The sequence below is a fragment of the Achromobacter sp. D7-1 genome (assembly GCF_059760445.1).
In genome coordinates this window covers 39,527-53,816 of the sequence record NZ_JCBAMT010000047.1, presented here as the reverse complement: position 1 = coordinate 53,816, position 14,290 = coordinate 39,527, and the positions used below count along the sequence as shown (strand labels likewise).

The 14,290-nt window shown below is 66.6% G+C and carries 12 protein-coding genes; 4 read left to right on the top strand and 8 right to left on the bottom strand.

The window, feature by feature from the left end; translation table 11 throughout:
• Positions 1 to 44: 44 nt before the first annotated feature.
• Both AC6LKD_RS19825 and AC6LKD_RS19820 read right to left on the bottom strand, forming a co-directional pair.
• Positions 45 to 1,259: an ABC transporter substrate-binding protein gene (locus AC6LKD_RS19825; protein ID WP_013391282.1), complete on the bottom strand. Its 1,215-nt coding sequence runs from the start codon at positions 1,257 to 1,259 to the stop codon at positions 45 to 47.
• A gap of 83 nt (positions 1,260 to 1,342) precedes the next feature.
• Positions 1,343 to 2,137, bottom strand: coding sequence for an SDR family NAD(P)-dependent oxidoreductase (locus AC6LKD_RS19820; RefSeq protein WP_498117210.1), 795 nt, complete (start codon positions 2,135 to 2,137; stop codon positions 1,343 to 1,345).
• 205 nt (positions 2,138 to 2,342) lie between these two features.
• On the opposite strand from AC6LKD_RS19820, the gene AC6LKD_RS19815 reads away from it, so the two are divergent.
• Entirely contained in the window at positions 2,343 to 3,020 is a 678-nt protein-coding gene (locus AC6LKD_RS19815; protein ID WP_013391284.1) for a GntR family transcriptional regulator, read from the top strand.
• Between the two features lie 51 nt (positions 3,021 to 3,071).
• On the opposite strand, the gene AC6LKD_RS19810 is transcribed toward AC6LKD_RS19815, so the two are convergent.
• From AC6LKD_RS19810 to AC6LKD_RS19800, 3 genes are all read right to left on the bottom strand, one after another.
• Positions 3,072 to 3,824 (bottom strand): SDR family NAD(P)-dependent oxidoreductase, encoded by a 753-nt coding sequence (locus AC6LKD_RS19810; protein ID WP_498117208.1) that lies wholly within the window; start codon positions 3,822 to 3,824, stop codon positions 3,072 to 3,074.
• A 214-nt stretch (positions 3,825 to 4,038) separates the two neighbouring features.
• A complete protein-coding gene (locus AC6LKD_RS19805) occupies positions 4,039 to 4,689 on the bottom strand; it encodes a carbonic anhydrase (RefSeq protein ID WP_013391286.1) in 651 nt (216 codons plus the stop codon).
• A gap of 222 nt (positions 4,690 to 4,911) precedes the next feature.
• Complete coding sequence (locus AC6LKD_RS19800; protein WP_492275944.1) at positions 4,912 to 5,250, bottom strand: FxLYD domain-containing protein; 339 nt, start codon at positions 5,248 to 5,250, stop codon at positions 4,912 to 4,914.
• A gap of 362 nt (positions 5,251 to 5,612) precedes the next feature.
• Between AC6LKD_RS19800 and AC6LKD_RS19795 the strand changes: the two genes are divergently transcribed.
• Positions 5,613 to 5,948, top strand: a complete 336-nt coding sequence (locus AC6LKD_RS19795) for a PsiF family protein (protein WP_013391288.1) — start codon at positions 5,613 to 5,615, stop codon at positions 5,946 to 5,948.
• An 80-nt stretch (positions 5,949 to 6,028) separates the two neighbouring features.
• Here the strand turns inward: AC6LKD_RS19795 and iaaH are convergent, their stop codons facing one another.
• On the bottom strand, positions 6,029 to 7,504 hold the full coding sequence (iaaH, locus tag AC6LKD_RS19790) for an indoleacetamide hydrolase (RefSeq protein ID WP_013391289.1): 1,476 nt from the start codon (positions 7,502 to 7,504) through the stop codon (positions 6,029 to 6,031).
• A gap of 92 nt (positions 7,505 to 7,596) precedes the next feature.
• Positions 7,597 to 8,367, bottom strand: coding sequence for a class I SAM-dependent methyltransferase (locus AC6LKD_RS19785; RefSeq protein WP_013391290.1), 771 nt, complete (start codon positions 8,365 to 8,367; stop codon positions 7,597 to 7,599).
• 116 nt (positions 8,368 to 8,483) lie between these two features.
• On the opposite strand from AC6LKD_RS19785, the gene AC6LKD_RS19780 reads away from it, so the two are divergent.
• Entirely contained in the window at positions 8,484 to 9,302 is an 819-nt protein-coding gene (locus AC6LKD_RS19780; RefSeq protein WP_013391291.1) for a helix-turn-helix transcriptional regulator, read from the top strand.
• Positions 9,303 to 9,333: 31 nt separating this feature from the next.
• Here the strand turns inward: AC6LKD_RS19780 and mutY are convergent, their stop codons facing one another.
• Positions 9,334 to 10,404: an A/G-specific adenine glycosylase gene (gene mutY, locus AC6LKD_RS19775; protein WP_498117206.1), complete on the bottom strand. Its 1,071-nt coding sequence runs from the start codon at positions 10,402 to 10,404 to the stop codon at positions 9,334 to 9,336.
• Between the two features lie 168 nt (positions 10,405 to 10,572).
• Here mutY and AC6LKD_RS19770 point away from each other — a divergent pair, with 168 nt between their 5' ends.
• Positions 10,573 to 14,181: an indolepyruvate ferredoxin oxidoreductase family protein gene (locus tag AC6LKD_RS19770; RefSeq protein WP_498117204.1), complete on the top strand. Its 3,609-nt coding sequence runs from the start codon at positions 10,573 to 10,575 to the stop codon at positions 14,179 to 14,181.
• Positions 14,182 to 14,290: the final 109 nt, after the last annotated feature.

The window sequence follows — 14,290 nt, the reverse complement described above, 5'->3', positions numbered from 1 at the left end:
CTGCTGCGCCAGCGCGCGGGCCCGGCCCGTGGCGGGCCGCTGGTTTACTTCTGGTACTGCCAGACGCTCTTGAAGGCGCCAGGCACGAGCGACATGTTGGTGCCGTCGAACTTGATGTAGATGGCGGATTCCTGGGCGGCGCGGTCGTTCGGGCCGAACTCGATCGGACCGGCCATGACGCCCGAATCGAACTTCATGGTTTCCAGCGCTTGCAGCACTTTCTCGCGGGTGGGCTGGGGGCCAGCGGCCTTTAGCGCGTTGACCACCGCCATCGCGGGCGGCAGACCGTAGGGCATGTAGGTCTGCGGATGGCCCGGCTTGGCGGCCAGGTCGGGGTAGGCCTGCTTGTACATGTCGTACACCCAGGTCAGCTTGGAGCCGCCCGGCACGTCGGACAGCACTTCCTGGATGTAGACGTTCTTGAAGGCGTCCTTGTTGCCCACGTTCTCGACCAGCTGCTTCAGGTCGGCGGTGCCGTTCACCGCCAGCACGATGGGCTTGTTCCAGCCCAATTCCTGCGCCTTCTTGATGATGAGCGCGGCGGGGCGGGCATACGTGGTCAGCAGCAGCACGTCGGCGTTGGCGGCGCGGATCTTCAGCATGGGCGCGGTCACGTCGGTGATGTTCGGGTTCACCGACTGGACTTGCAGCGACGCGTCGCCCAGCTGTTTGACCTGGGCCTGCGCGGCCTCCAGGTTCCAGCCGCCGTAGGCGTCGTCATGGTTGATGTAGCCGATCTTCTTGGCCTTCAGGTGCTCGGCGGCGAACTGCACCATCGAGCCGCCCACGGCGTGCTGGGAGATGGAGAAGGCGCCGTAGATGTACTTGGATGGCGGATACAGCGCGCCGTCGCCCGAGGCGTTGAGCATCACGAGCGGGACCTTCTCGCGTTCGACATATTCGCGCGAGGCCACCACCGCGGCCGAGCAGGAGCCGCCGTTCAGCAGGAATACCTTGTCCTGCTCGTTCAGCTTCTTCACCGCGGCGACCAGGTCGTTGGCGTTGCAGCGGTCGTCCTCGATCACCAGCTCGATCTGGCGGCCATGCACCCCGCCTTCCTTGTTGACCTTGGCGTACCACATCTTGGCCGCGTTCAGCACGTCAAAGCCGTAGGCCATGCCGCTGCCGGACAAGGGCGCGAACAGGCCGATCTTGATGGTCTTGTCGGTGATGCCCGGCTCCTGTTGCGCCAGCGCGCCCGTGCTCAAGGCCCACGCGCATAGTGCAGCGGCGGCTGCGTAGCGACTGCTTTTCTTCATCTTTGTCTCCCGTTCTTTTTTGATGCGCGCCTTTGTTGGTGGATGGCGCTTTGCTGCGTTGCCGGCCTGGCCGCCGGATTGCCTTACTGCATGCGGTAGCCGCCGTTGACGTCGATGACGCTGCCGGTGATGTAGCCGGCTTCCTCGGATGCCAGGAAGCGCACGGCGGCGGCCACGTCGTCCACGGTGCCGATGCGGCCCAGCGGAATGGCTTGCGCCGCGGCGGCCAGCGCGCCGCTGCTGGTGACGGTGCTGCGCAGCATGTCGGTGTCGATGAGGCCCGGCGCGATGCCGTTGACCGTGACGCCCAGGTGTGCGGATTCGCGCGCCATGGCCTTGGTCAGGCCCAGCACCGCGGACTTGGCCGCGATGTACGAGGCGCTGGAGCGGTAGCCGCCCAACTGCGCCGCGACAGAGGTGAACGTGACGATGCGGCCGTGCGCCAGCGGCGCGGCCTCGCGCCGGCGCAGGTAGGCGCGGCCGCACAGGAACACGCCGCGGGCATTGACCGCGAAGCTGCGTTCCCAGATGTCCAGCGTGGTGTCCTTGATGAGCGGGCGTTCGCCGTTGTCCTGGAACAGCAACAGGCCGGCGGCGCTGACGAGCACGGCGATGGGACCGTACTGCGCTTCGATCTGCTCGAAGGCGTTGTCGACCGAGTGTTCGTCGCTGACGTCGAAGGCATGGGAGGCGTGCGGCGCGCCCAGTTCGTCGGCCACGCGGCGGGCGCGTCCGGCGTCCACGTCCGAGACGATGACGCGCAAGCCGGCGCTGGCCAGTTCCTGGCAGATGCGGGCGCCTATGCCGCCGCCGCCGCCCGTGACAAGCGCAAGGCGCGGGGCCGGACCCATGCCGGCCGGCGTGGATACATTGGACATGCTGTCTCCTGGTAGCGTGCTGTCCGCCTCGGGTGGGGACGTGGCCGCTGGTTTGAATTTTTTGCGATTATGTATACATGACGTAGAGGCAGGTATAGGGGCTTACCCTAGGACTTGTTTGATTTACATCGTGTTTTACAGAGATGTTCCGAAATTCGGAAGCGTGTCTGGCGTCCTATGTATTCTTCATGTATACAATGAGGCTATGGACACGCTATCTCAACACGTTACCGACACGCTGCGGGACTGGGTGCTGCACGGCAAGTTCAGCCCGGGCGCCCGCCTGGAAGAAATCCCGCTGGCGGAAAAACTTGGGGTGTCGCGCACGCCGGTGCGCGCGGCGCTGGCGACGCTGGGCAATGAAGGCTTGCTGGAACATCTGCCCAAGCGCGGCTACACCGTGCGCGCCTATGACATCGGTGAAATCGTGGCGGCCTATGAGGTGCGCGCGGCGCTGGAAGGGCTGGCCTGTCGCCAGGCGGCCCTGCGCGGGCTATCCAACGATGCCGTGGCGGTGCTGAAGAATTGCCTGGACGAAGGGGACCGGATCCTGGGCAAGGGCGTCTTGCTGGCCGAGGACCATCTGCCGTACCAGCAGGTGAACATCACTCTGCACAATGGCATCCTGGAAGCGGCGGGCAACCCCTGGGTGCGGCGCTTCGCGACGCAGGCGCAGGCCATTCCCTACGCCTCGGACCGGATCATCCTGTGGGAAGACCACGGGATCATCCTGCGATCGCATGACGACCATCACCGCATCGTCAATGCAATCATCGCCCGCGACGGCGCGCGGGCCGAGGACCTGATGCGCGAGCACGTGTATTACGCGGGCATCATCCTGAAGAACAACTACGAAAGGCTGGCGCAGGCGTACCGGGTCTGAGGCACGCTTGCGAGTTGTGCGGGCTGGCGGGCTCCGTTTCCTGATGTTCCCTCAGACGGCCAGGTAGCCGCCGTCCACGGGCAGCACCACGCCGTTCACATAGCTGGCCATGTCGGAGGCCAGGAAAAGAACCGGGCCGACGATTTCCTCGGCCCGTCCGGCGCGCGCCATCGGGGTGCGCTGCGTGTACCAGTCCGTGCCCTGCGGGCGCCCACGCACGCCTGCGGTCATGTCGGTCTCCATCAGGCCCGGCGCGATGGCGTTCACGCGCACGCCATGCGGAGCCAGATCGCGCGCCAGGACTTCGGTGAACGAGCGCACGCCGCCCTTCGAGACGGTGTAGCTTGCAGGCGAGGTGCTGCAGCCATAGGCCACGACGGAGCACAGATTGATGATGACGCCGCGCGCGGCCTTCAACTGCTCGACGAAGGCATGCGTGACATTGAAAGTGCCCTGCAGGTTCACGCTCATCACGCGGTCCCAGGTTTCGGGAGTTTTCGGATCCTCGAAGCGCTCGAGGGCGCCGATGCCGGCGTTGTTGACCAGGATGTTCAGGTTGCCGTGGTCGGTGGCGAACCGCTGCGCAAATGCGCGGACCGCGGCGGCATCGGTCACGTCCAGCACCGCTTCTGCGGCCTTGTCGCTTGCGTCGCGGATAGCCTGCGCGGTGGCGGCGGCCGCATCCGCGTCCACGTCGGCCACGATCACGGTCGCGCCTTGCTGCGCGAAACCCCGCGCGATGGCCGCGCCCAAGCCGCGGCCGGCGCCGGTAACGAGGACCCACTTGTCTTGCATCGATATCATGGTCAGCCCCTTTGGCGGCTCAGGTTCTCAAATTATGGACGAAAGTCGTCCATAATTATGCACGAAGGGGTTTTTCTGGTCGAGGGAAGGGGTGGGAAATTTATGGCCTGGCGGTTTTGCGAGGGCGAGCGGGTCAAGCGGCCGCGGCGCGCAGGAACAACCAGGAAAGGCCGGCGCAGGCGTGCCGGGGCTACCGCACGCCTGCTACCGCGCCTTACGCCGCCGCGGGCGATTCCAGGCAGGGCTTGAATTCACCGGTCGCGGGATCGCGCAGGTACAGCAGGCCGGTGGCCACGCCGAAGTAGGTGCCGTGCAGTTCCAGGTCGCCCTTTTCCACGCGGCGGCGGATGGACGGGAAAGTCATCAGGTTGTTCAGGCTGTGTTCGACCGTGGCCAGTTCCAGGCGTTTCAGGTTGGCCTGGCGGTCGCCGGTGCCGGGGCCCAGGCGTTGGGCCACGGGTTCGATCTGCGACATCCACTTGCCGATGAAATCGCCCTTGGTCAGGGGCTTGGCGTCGTCGAAGAAGGAGCGGATGCCGCCGCAGGAGGCGTGGCCCAGCACCACGATGTGCTTGACGTTCAGGCCGTTGACCGCGAATTCGATCGCGGCGCTGGTGCCGTGGTACGAGGATTCCGAGTCAGGGTCACAGGGCGGGACCAGGTTCGCGACGTTGCGCACGACGAACATCTCGCCGGGGCCGGCGTCGAAGATGACTTCGGGCGACACGCGCGAGTCGCAGCACCCGATGATCAGGATTTCCGGGTTTTGTCCCGATTCGGCCAGCTTTTGATATCGGCTGCTTTCCGAAGGGAAACGGCCCCCCAGGAAAGATTGGTAGCCTTCGGTGAGTCTTTTTGGAAACATGATCTTTTCTTCCTCGTAGCTGGAGCCAGGCGTGCTGGCGCGTCGGCGCACGCAACAAGGGGCTTCGTGTGGAAGCCCCTTTTATTGAGTCGACGAGTGGAATTTTCCCATACTTGACCTTGCGCCATGCTGTCTAAACCCTGTGGGAATCAGGGTTTTTGCCGCGGGCTGCCTGCGCTCCCGGCGTGGGCGCCTTTCTGGCGAGGGCCGCCGGGGGGAAGGTCAGCGGGCGTCGACGCCCAGCGCGGTGACGCGGGTGAACTGCAGCGGCGTGACGGCCCGGATCTGCTTGATCTGGCCGGGCGCCAGCGGGCCGACGACATCGTCGCGCACTCGGCCGATCTCGCGGCCCTGCGCGTCGTACAGCACGAAGGTCAGCATGGCGCTGTTGACGTGCCGCGCGGACTGGTTGGAAAGCAGGCCGGTGATGGCCGACAGGTTCTGGTTGACGTCGCGCACCGCCTGGACATTGCCCAGCGTGACGCCGTAGACCAGGCCCTGCGCGCCGGCGGCGCCAGACAGGCCGGCCAGCAGCGCGAACGAAGCAAGGGCAAGTTTCATTGTGGTCTCCTGAGCAGCCACGTGGCGGGCGCCATTTTCACCCGCAGGGCGGTCGTCGCCGCCTCTGGACTGGGGGCATGCTTATCTCACACCTTTCCCGTCTTGTACACAACGGGGCAAAGGGATGAATGGGTAACAGGGTGCTTGGATTGGTCGCAAATTCGCCTGCGTGGATGGCGTGTCCACGGGGAGGCCGCTGGCGGTTTCAGGGGCATGTCAGGCCTTGGCGATTCTTGACTTTCCGCACCCTTGCGCAGGGTTCGGGTTTGTTCGATCATGACCGGGCCGGCGATTGGGCCGGCGGACCGTGCGGCCCGCCTTTGCGACTGAATCCAGGCGCGCGGGCGCCAAGGGAGGAACCCATGCTTTCCCGTACCAGCCAATTGGCCTCGGCCTTTCTGTTGACCGCTTGTTTCGCCGGCGCGGCGTTTGCCCAGACCCCTGCGGCCCCCGCTCCCGCCAAGACGCCCACGCCGCAGCAGCAGCGCATGGCCGACTGCAACAAGTCGGCGGAAGGCAAGAAGGGCGACGAGCGCAAAACCTACATGAGCAGCTGCCTGAAGGGCGAAGCCGCCGCGCCCGCCAAGGAGCTCACGCCGCAGCAGCAGAAGATGAAGGACTGCAACGCCAAGGCTACCTCGCAGCAGCTGACAGGCGACAAGCGCAAGACGTTCATGAGCACCTGCCTGAAAGGCTAATGCCAACATAGCCCATCGCCTTGCCAAAAAAAACGCCAGCCCATGAAACAGGCTGGCGTTTTCTTTGCATGAAGCGCTTGTCAGCCGCCGGAGCGTCCCGGCCCTTGCAACCGCCCCAGCACGTTCTCCAGCATCAGTCCGACCGCCAGCACCTTGCGGTCCTCGCCCGGCAGTCCATCAACCTCCAATCCCACCGGTAGCCCGTCCGCCGACAAGCCCGCGGGCACGCTCAGCCCGGGCAGGCCGGCGTTGCTGCCCGGATCGACGTTGCGCGCCAGACGGCCGAAGCTTTCGAAGCTGCTGGCGTCCGGCGTGGCGGCCATCGGCTGGATCGGCACGGTGGGAAACAGCAGGCCGTCCAGCGCATGGTCCTGGAACGCGCGGCGATACACGTTGATGAGCTCGTCGCGATGCGTCGCCATGGCGCGTTCATAGAGAGGTTGCAGCGGCAGCACTTCGCCCGAGGGCAGGGGCAGCACGCCTGGCACGATCAGGCCGTCGAAGATCCCTTTCACGTCCGGGCTGGATATCTGCGCCACTACCTGCTCGAAGGTGACGCCGGTTTCGTAGCGTTCGAGATAGTCCGTCAGGTCTCCCTTCTGTTCATGCAGGCAGACGGGCATGCCGACCGCAGCGTTGCTGGCCTCCAGGCCGGGCATGTCCAGTTCCACCAACTGCACGCCGGCCGCGCGCAGCTTGGTCAGCGCGGCGTCCATCACGGCCTGCACCTGCGGATCCAGGCCTTGCCAGAAGTAGCCGCACAGGCCCAGGCGCATGCCAGCCGGGGGCAGTGCGGACAGCGGCTGCGGATCTCCGGCAAGCACCGCATCCAGCAGCACGATGTCGTCCATGCTGTTGGCTATCGGTCCCGGCGTGTCGCGGGTATGCGAGATGGGCGTGATGCCGGCGCCGTCGTAGCGCCCCACCGAAGGGCGGAAGCCGACCGCGCCGTTCACCGCCGCCGGCAGGCGCACCGACGCGCCCGTGTCCGTGCCCAGCGCGGCCGGCGTCAGGCGCGCGCCCACCGCTGCGCCACTGCCCGAGGAGGAGCCGCCCGCGATCAGGCTGGCGTCGTAGGCGTTGCGCGTGCCTTCGCCATGCGTGCCGGGAAAGGCGGTGTTGTAGCCCGACACGCCGAACGCCAGTTCGTGCATATTGGTCTTGCCGACGATGACGGCGCCGGCTTCGCGCAGCCGGCGCACCACCGGTGCGTCCTCGGCCGGACGGAAATGCTTCAAGGCGGGCGTGCCCGCCGTGTTGGGCAGGCCGGCGACGTGGATGTTGTCCTTGATGGCGATAGGCACGCCAGCCAGCGGCAGCGCGGTCCCATCAGCCTGGCCGCCGGCGGCGTCACGGGCGCGGGCCTGGGCCAGCGCACCTGCGCGGTCCACGGTGATGAAGGCGTTGAGGTCCGCGCGGGCGTCGATGCGGTCCAGGCAGGCCTGGGTCAGCGCAACGCTGGTGAGCCTGCCTTGCCGGATCAGGGCCGCGGCCTCGGTGACGGTCAGGTCCACCGGGGACGCGGCGGGCAATGGCTGGTTGGACGTATCGGACATGGCGCTTCCTTACCTGTACGGGATTCTGTCGAACCCATACCTATACAGGTCGGAGCGGGCGCTGTCGAGCGGGTCCCGCCGCAGCGGAGGAATCAGCCCGGCTTTCTCACCACGATGGTGGCCGTGTCGCTGGTGAAGGACGCGTCGTCCTGCACCTCGAAGTGCGTGCGCACCACGTCAGGCGCGATGCCGAACATATGGCGCAATGCCGCCACCAGCGTGTCCGGCGTGCGCATGCGCACGACCCAGGACTGGAACTCCAGCGGCAGGCGGCGTGGCGCCAGGCCCTGCAGGGTGAAGCCGGCTTCGGTCAGCATGCGGGTCCACTCGGCAACCGAGTAGTCGCGCACGTGCGAAGTGTCGCGCAATACCTCGATGGTCTGCAGCCAGGTATCCAGCAACGGCTCGCCCGGCGACACCACGTCGGCGAACACGGCGATGCCGCCGGGTTTCAGAACGCGGAAGGCTTCGCGCAGGCCGCGTCCAGCATCCTGCCAGTGGTGGGTGGAATAGCGCGACATCACCAGGTCGAATTCGCCGTCGTCGAACGGCAGGTATTCCGCCTTGCCCTGACAGGTGGCCAGGTTGGCCAGCCCGCGCTTGGCGGCCTCGCCCGCGACCACGTCCAGCATTTGCTGCGACAGGTCATAGGCGGTGACGTGCTTGACGTGCGGCGCGACGTGAAAGCTGACGTGGCCGCCGCCACAGCCCAGGTCCAGCAGCCGGGCTTCGGGATGCTGCGCGGCGATGCCTGCCATTTGCAGCAGGTCTTCGCCCTGGGCGTGTACGGCGCTGGTCAGGTAGGCGGTCGCGCGCGGGCTGAATTGGCGGTCGACGGCGGCGTCATGGGTGCTGGCGGTCATGAGGAATCCTTGGGTGGCTGGGGCTGCCGCGGGGGCGGAAAGCGTTGGGAAGCGGTGGCCCAGGCGCTAAGATAGGCGGCTGCCCATACACGTACAAGTCCATTGCTCATCCTGGTATGACTACTTCCCCCCAAACCGGCGCCGCCGGCCATGAAGGCTCTCCCTTGCGCCGCCAGGCGCTGGGCGAATTTGTGCGCAGCGCCCGTTCCCGCATCACGCCCCAGATGGCCGGCTTGCCGGAAGGCATGCGCCGCCGCACGCCTGGGCTGCGGCGCGAGGAGGTCGCCCAACTGTGCGGCATCAGCGTCACCTGGTACACGTGGATAGAGCAGGGACGGGAGGTGTCGGTGTCGCCTTCGGTCTGGTCGCGCATCGCGGGCGTGCTGCAACTGGCCCGCGCCGAACGCGCCTATCTGTTCGACCTGGCCGACTGTGCCGACCCTCAGCACGGCCGCGACGATGCGGGCGCGCCTGGCCCCTTGCAGGAATGCGTGAACGCGATCAATGCGCCGGCCTACGTGCTGGACCGCGCCTGGAACGTGCTGGCGTACAACGAGCCGTTGCGCGAGCTGTTCGACAACTGGCCGGCGCGCGACGCCGAACCGAATCTGCTGCGCTATATCTTCCTGGACCCCGCCGCGCGCGAACTGGTGGTGGACTGGGACCAGCGCGCCCGCCGCGTGGTGGCGGAATTCCGCGCCGACGCCGGCGCGCATCTGGATGAGCCGGGCGTGCTGGCGCTGCTGGACAGCCTGAACCGCCAGAGTCCGGTGTTCGCCCACTGGTGGACGCGCCACGCGGTGGTGGAGCGCGAAGGCGGTTTGCGTGAATTCCAGCATCCGGGGCGCGGCAAGCTGGCCTACCAGCAGATCACATTCCGGTTGGCGACGCATCCGGATCTGAAGCTGGTGATGTTGCTGGGCGGGGGCGAGTAGCCGCATCAGGCGGCGCCTTCGCCGCTGCCGCTCAGCCCTTGAACAGGCTGTCCTGCATCCCCGCCTCTACCAGCCCTTGCAGCAGCTTCTTGACAGGCGCGGGCAGCGCCACTGATGCCAGTTCATCCGCCGCCACCCAACGTTCCGGCCTGGCGGACTCGCGCAGGCCGGCTGCGCGCACCGGCACCAGCCAGGGCCGGATGTGCAGGCGGTAGTGTGTGAAGGTGTGGGCAAAGGCGGCCAATTCGAAGCGCTGTTCGGGTTCCAGGCCCAGCGCGCGCGAGGCGCTGTCCGGGTCTTGCGATACGTCGAACTCGGGCAGGCTCCACAGCCCACCCCAGATACCGGGCTCGGGCCGCTGTTGCAGCAGGAAGGCGCCTTCGTGCCGCAGGACCAGCATACAGGTCTCGCGTTCGGGGATCGCCTTGCGCGCCTTGGGCGTGGGCAGTTCGGCCTGGCGGCCTTCGCGCTTGGCCACGCAACTGTCCGCCGCCGGGCACGCATCGCAGGCGGGCTTGCCGCGCGTGCATAGCGTGGCGCCCAGATCCATCAGGCCTTGCGTGTAGGCGGCCATGTCCAGGCCGGGCGCGGCTTCGACCTGCGCATCCGCCAAGGCCCACAGTTTCTGTTCGACTTCCCGTTTGGTCGGGTCGCCGGCGATGCCGAAGTGCCGCGTGAACACCCGCTTGACGTTACCGTCCAGGATGGGCGCGCGCTCGCCGTAGGCGAACGCGGCGATGGCCGCCGCGGTGGAGCGGCCGATGCCGGGCAGCGTGGCGATGGCTTCGGCCGTGGGCGGGAAGCGGCCGCCCCAATCTCGCGCGATCTCTTGCGCGCAGCGGTGCAGGTTGCGGGCGCGAGCGTAGTAGCCCAGTCCGGCCCAATAAGGCATTACGTCTTCCTGTGCGGCCGCGCCCAGCGCGGCCACGTCCGGGAAGCGCTGCAGGAAGCGTTCGTAATAGGGAATGACCGTCGCCACCTGCGTCTGCTGCAGCATGATCTCGGAGAGCCAGATGCGGTAAGGATCCCGGGTGTTTTGCCAGGGGAGATCGTGGCGGCCGTGACGGCGCTGCCAGTCGACGATACGAGGGGCGAAGTCCATGGCGGCAATTATCGCATCGCCCTATTGCCGGGGGTGGGGCGAGCGGTTACAACCAATGGAAACAGAAGCGCGCCAGCGCCCGCAATTCACGTCCCTTGCTCGCCCGCGTGCGCTTCAAGAGGGTGTCGCGCGTTGCCGGCAGGGGTTCCTGGATCCCTTGGAGTCGACATGAACGCTCCTGCTTCGCCTGCCTTGCGTGCCGCGCTCGAATCCGTCCAGCTGGACGACAAGTACACCCTGGAATCCGGGCGCGCCTGGATGAGCGGCATCCATGCCCTGGTCCGCCTGCCCATGATGCAGCGGGTGCGCGATGCGCGCGCCGGCCTGAACACGGCGGGCTTCGTGTCCGGCTACCGCGGCTCTCCGCTGGGCGGCGTCGACCAGAACATGTGGAAGGCGGCCAAGTACCTGAAGGCCCACCACGTCGAGTTCCAACCCGGCATCAACGAAGACCTGGCCGCTACCGCGGTGTGGGGCTCGCAGCAGGTCAATCTGTTTCCGGGCGCCAAGTACGACGGCGTTTTCGGTATGTGGTACGGCAAGGGGCCGGGCGTGGACCGCTGCGGCGACGTCTTCAAGCACGCCAACGCGGCCGGCACCTCGCGCCACGGCGGTGTGCTGGTGGTGGCGGGGGACGACCACCCGGCCAAGTCCTCGACCTTGCCGCACCAGAGCGACCACATCCTCAAGGCCTGCATGATTCCGGCGCTGTTTCCTTCCAGCGTGCAGGAGGTGCTGGACTACGGGCTGCATGGTTGGGCGATGAGCCGCTACGCGGGCGTCTGGGTGGGCATGAAGTGCATTACCGATATCGTCGAAGTCTCCGCCTCCGTCGACGTGGATCCGTATCGCGTGGAGATCTTGCTGCCGCAGGACTTCCAGCTGCCGGCCGACGGCCTGAACATCCGGCTGCCCGACACGCCCTTGCAGCAGGAGGCCCGCCTGCTGGACTACAAGCTTTATGCCGCGTTGGCCTATGTCCGCGCCAACAAGCTCAACCGCGAACTCTGGCAGGTGCCGCAACGCGACGCGCGCTTCGGCATCATGACGTCAGGCAAAGCGTATCTGGACACGCGCCAGGCGCTGTCCGACCTGGGCCTGTCCGAGGCCGTGTGCCAGCGCATCGGCCTGCGCCTGTTCAAGGTGGGCATGGTCTGGCCGCTGGAATCCACCGGCATGCAGCGCTTCGCCGAAGGCCTGGACGAGATCCTGGTCGTGGAGGAGAAGCGCCAGGTGCTGGAGTACCAGTTGAAGGAAGAGCTGTTCAGCTGGATCGGCAGCGGCAAGAAGATTCCACGCGTGGTCGGCAAGTTCGACGACAAGGACGGCGGCGAATGGTCGGTGCCGCAAGGCAATTGGCTGCTGCCGGCGCACTACGAATTCTCGCCCGCCATGGTGGCGCGCGCCATCGCCGCGCGCTTGCTGCGTTTCGAGTTGCCTGCGGACGTGCGCGCCGGCATCGAGGCGCGCCTGGCCTTCATCAGCGGCCGCGAACAGGAGCTGGCGCGCCCGCGCGTGGTCGAAGAGCGCAAGCCCTGGTTCTGTTCGGGCTGTCCGCACAACACCTCGACCCGCCTGCCGGAAGGCTCGCGCGGGATGGCCGGCATCGGCTGCCATTACATGGTCAGGTGGATGGACCGCAGCACCGATGTGTTCACGCAAATGGGCGGCGAGGGCGTGCCCTGGGTGGGACAGGCGCCATTCACCGAGGAAAAGCATGTGTTCGCCAACCTGGGCGACGGCACCTACTTCCATTCGGGACTTTTGGCGATACGCGCGGCGGTGGCGGCCAAGGTGCCGATCACCTACAAGATCCTGTTCAACGATGCCGTGGCGATGACGGGCGGGCAGCCGGTGGATGGCCCCTTGAGCGTGCCGATGATCAGCCGCCAGATGGCCGCCGAGGGCATCGAGAAGATCGTGGTGGTCACCGACGAGCCTGGCAAGTACAAGCAGATCGAAGGCCTGGCGCCGGGCGTGCCGGTGCGGCACCGCGATGAGCTCGACGCGGTCATGCGCGAACTGCGCGAGCATCCCGCGGTATCGGTGCTGATCTATGACCAGACGTGCGCCACCGAGAAGCGGCGCCGGCGTAAGCGCAACGCCTATCCGGACCCGGCGCGCCGCGTGCTCATCAACGAGCGCGTGTGCGAGGGCTGCGGCGACTGTTCGCAGAAATCGCATTGCCTGTCGGTGGAACCCCTGGACACCGAGTTCGGCCGCAAGCGCACGATCAACCAGTCCAGCTGCAACAAGGATTTCTCCTGTCTGAAGGGCTTTTGCCCCAGCTTCGTAACTGTGGAGGGCGGCAAGCTCAAGAAGCCGGGCGCGTTGGAGCAGGACGGCGCCATCGACGAGGACGTGCCGCATCCGGCCGCGCGCGAATTGCACCAACCCTACGGCGTCTTCATCGCCGGCGTGGGCGGCACCGGCGTGGTCACCATCGGCCAACTGCTGGGCATGGCCGCACACCTGGAGGGCAAGGGCTGTTCGGTGCTGGACATGGCGGGCCTGGCGCAGAAGGGCGGCGCCGTGTATTCGCACGTAGTGCTGGCGCAGACGCCGGACCATCTGCTGAACACACGGGTCGCCATGGGCGAAGCCGACCTGCTGCTGGCCGGCGACCTGGTCGTGGCCACCAGCGCGGAATCCATGGCGCGGCTGAATCCGGACCGGACGCGCGTCCTGCTCAACAGCGACACCGCGCCGACCGCCGCCTTTGTCAGCAATCCGGACTGGACGCTGCCGGGTGCCAACCTGGTCGCCGACCTGGCGGCCGCCTGCGGCAAGGAGCACCTGGCCTCCGTCGACGCCGCCGCGCTGGCTGTGGGCCTGCTGGGCGACGCGATCTATTCCAATCCGCTGATGATGGGTTACGCCTATCAGAAGGGCTGGATTCCGTTGTCGCAGGACGCGCTCTTGCGTGCTATCGAACTGAACGGCCAGCAGGTGCAGAACAACCTCACTGCCTTCGCTTGGGGCCGTCGCGCCGCGCACGACCTGGCGGACGTGAAGCGCCTGATCGCCAACGGCGCGCCATCCCAGCCCGAGGGCATCATCGAACTCAAGCGCCCGCGCGCGGCAAGTCCTGTCGTGGAATTGAAGAAGCCTGCCGGAGAACTGGAGCGGCTGGTGTCGGTGCGCAAGGCGTTCCTGACCGACTACCAGAACGAGGCCTACGCTCGGCAGTACACCGAACTGGTGGACAAGGTTGCGCGCGCCGAACGCGAGGCCACGGGCACCAACCGGCTGGCGCTGGCGGTGGCGCGCTACTACTTCAAGCTGATGGCCTACAAGGACGAGTACGAGGTGGCGCGGCTGTATTCAGACGGTGAATTCCTGAAGCGCGTACAGGCGCAGTTCGAAGGCGACTGGAAGCTGAACTTCCACCTGGCGCCGCCGTTGTTTTCGCGGCGCGATAAGGACGGCCATCTGATCAAGCGCAGCTATGGGCCTGGGATGTTGCGCGTTTTCGGCGTGTTGGCGCGAATGCGAAGGTTGCGCGGGTCGAAGCTGGACCCATTTGGCTACACCGCCGAGCGGCGCGCCGAACGCGAGCTGATCCGCGAGTACCGGGAGACTTTGAGCGCGATCTTGTCGAAATTGAATCGCGGAAATATTGAGCGTGCGGTGGCCTTGGCTAGTCTGCCCGAGGAGATCCGGGGCTACGGGCATGTGAAGGAGGCGGCGATGGAGAAGGCGGCGTTGCGGAGGGAGGAGTTGTTGAAGGGGTTTAGTGCGAGTGTTGTTTCTATTGGTGGGGCTCGGGTGGCTTGATGTTATTGGCTTTTCTTGCGGTGGATGCGGGGGGGCCTTAAGGCGCCTGCCGCATTGGGATCTTGTGGGGCGCGGGGGAGGACGGTGCGCTTGGCGTTCTTGGCCGCAT

Excerpts from the sequence above, each read along its gene's own strand:
- AC6LKD_RS19825 (WP_013391282.1), bottom strand. The coding sequence starts at position 1,259 with ATGAAGAAAAGCAGTCGCTACGCAGCCGCCGCTGCACTATGCGCGTGG.
- AC6LKD_RS19820 (WP_498117210.1), bottom strand. The coding sequence starts at position 2,137 with ATGTCCAATGTATCCACGCCGGCCGGCATGGGTCCGGCCCCGCGCCTT.
- AC6LKD_RS19815 (WP_013391284.1), top strand. The coding sequence starts at position 2,343 with ATGGACACGCTATCTCAACACGTTACCGACACGCTGCGGGACTGGGTG.
- AC6LKD_RS19810 (WP_498117208.1), bottom strand. The coding sequence starts at position 3,824 with ATGATATCGATGCAAGACAAGTGGGTCCTCGTTACCGGCGCCGGCCGC.
- AC6LKD_RS19805 (WP_013391286.1), bottom strand. The coding sequence starts at position 4,689 with ATGTTTCCAAAAAGACTCACCGAAGGCTACCAATCTTTCCTGGGGGGC.
- AC6LKD_RS19800 (WP_492275944.1), bottom strand. The coding sequence starts at position 5,250 with ATGAAACTTGCCCTTGCTTCGTTCGCGCTGCTGGCCGGCCTGTCTGGC.
- AC6LKD_RS19795 (WP_013391288.1), top strand. The coding sequence starts at position 5,613 with ATGCTTTCCCGTACCAGCCAATTGGCCTCGGCCTTTCTGTTGACCGCT.
- iaaH (WP_013391289.1), bottom strand. The coding sequence starts at position 7,504 with ATGTCCGATACGTCCAACCAGCCATTGCCCGCCGCGTCCCCGGTGGAC.
- AC6LKD_RS19785 (WP_013391290.1), bottom strand. The coding sequence starts at position 8,367 with ATGACCGCCAGCACCCATGACGCCGCCGTCGACCGCCAATTCAGCCCG.
- AC6LKD_RS19780 (WP_013391291.1), top strand. The coding sequence starts at position 8,484 with ATGACTACTTCCCCCCAAACCGGCGCCGCCGGCCATGAAGGCTCTCCC.
- mutY (WP_498117206.1), bottom strand. The coding sequence starts at position 10,404 with ATGGACTTCGCCCCTCGTATCGTCGACTGGCAGCGCCGTCACGGCCGC.
- AC6LKD_RS19770 (WP_498117204.1), top strand. The coding sequence starts at position 10,573 with ATGAACGCTCCTGCTTCGCCTGCCTTGCGTGCCGCGCTCGAATCCGTC.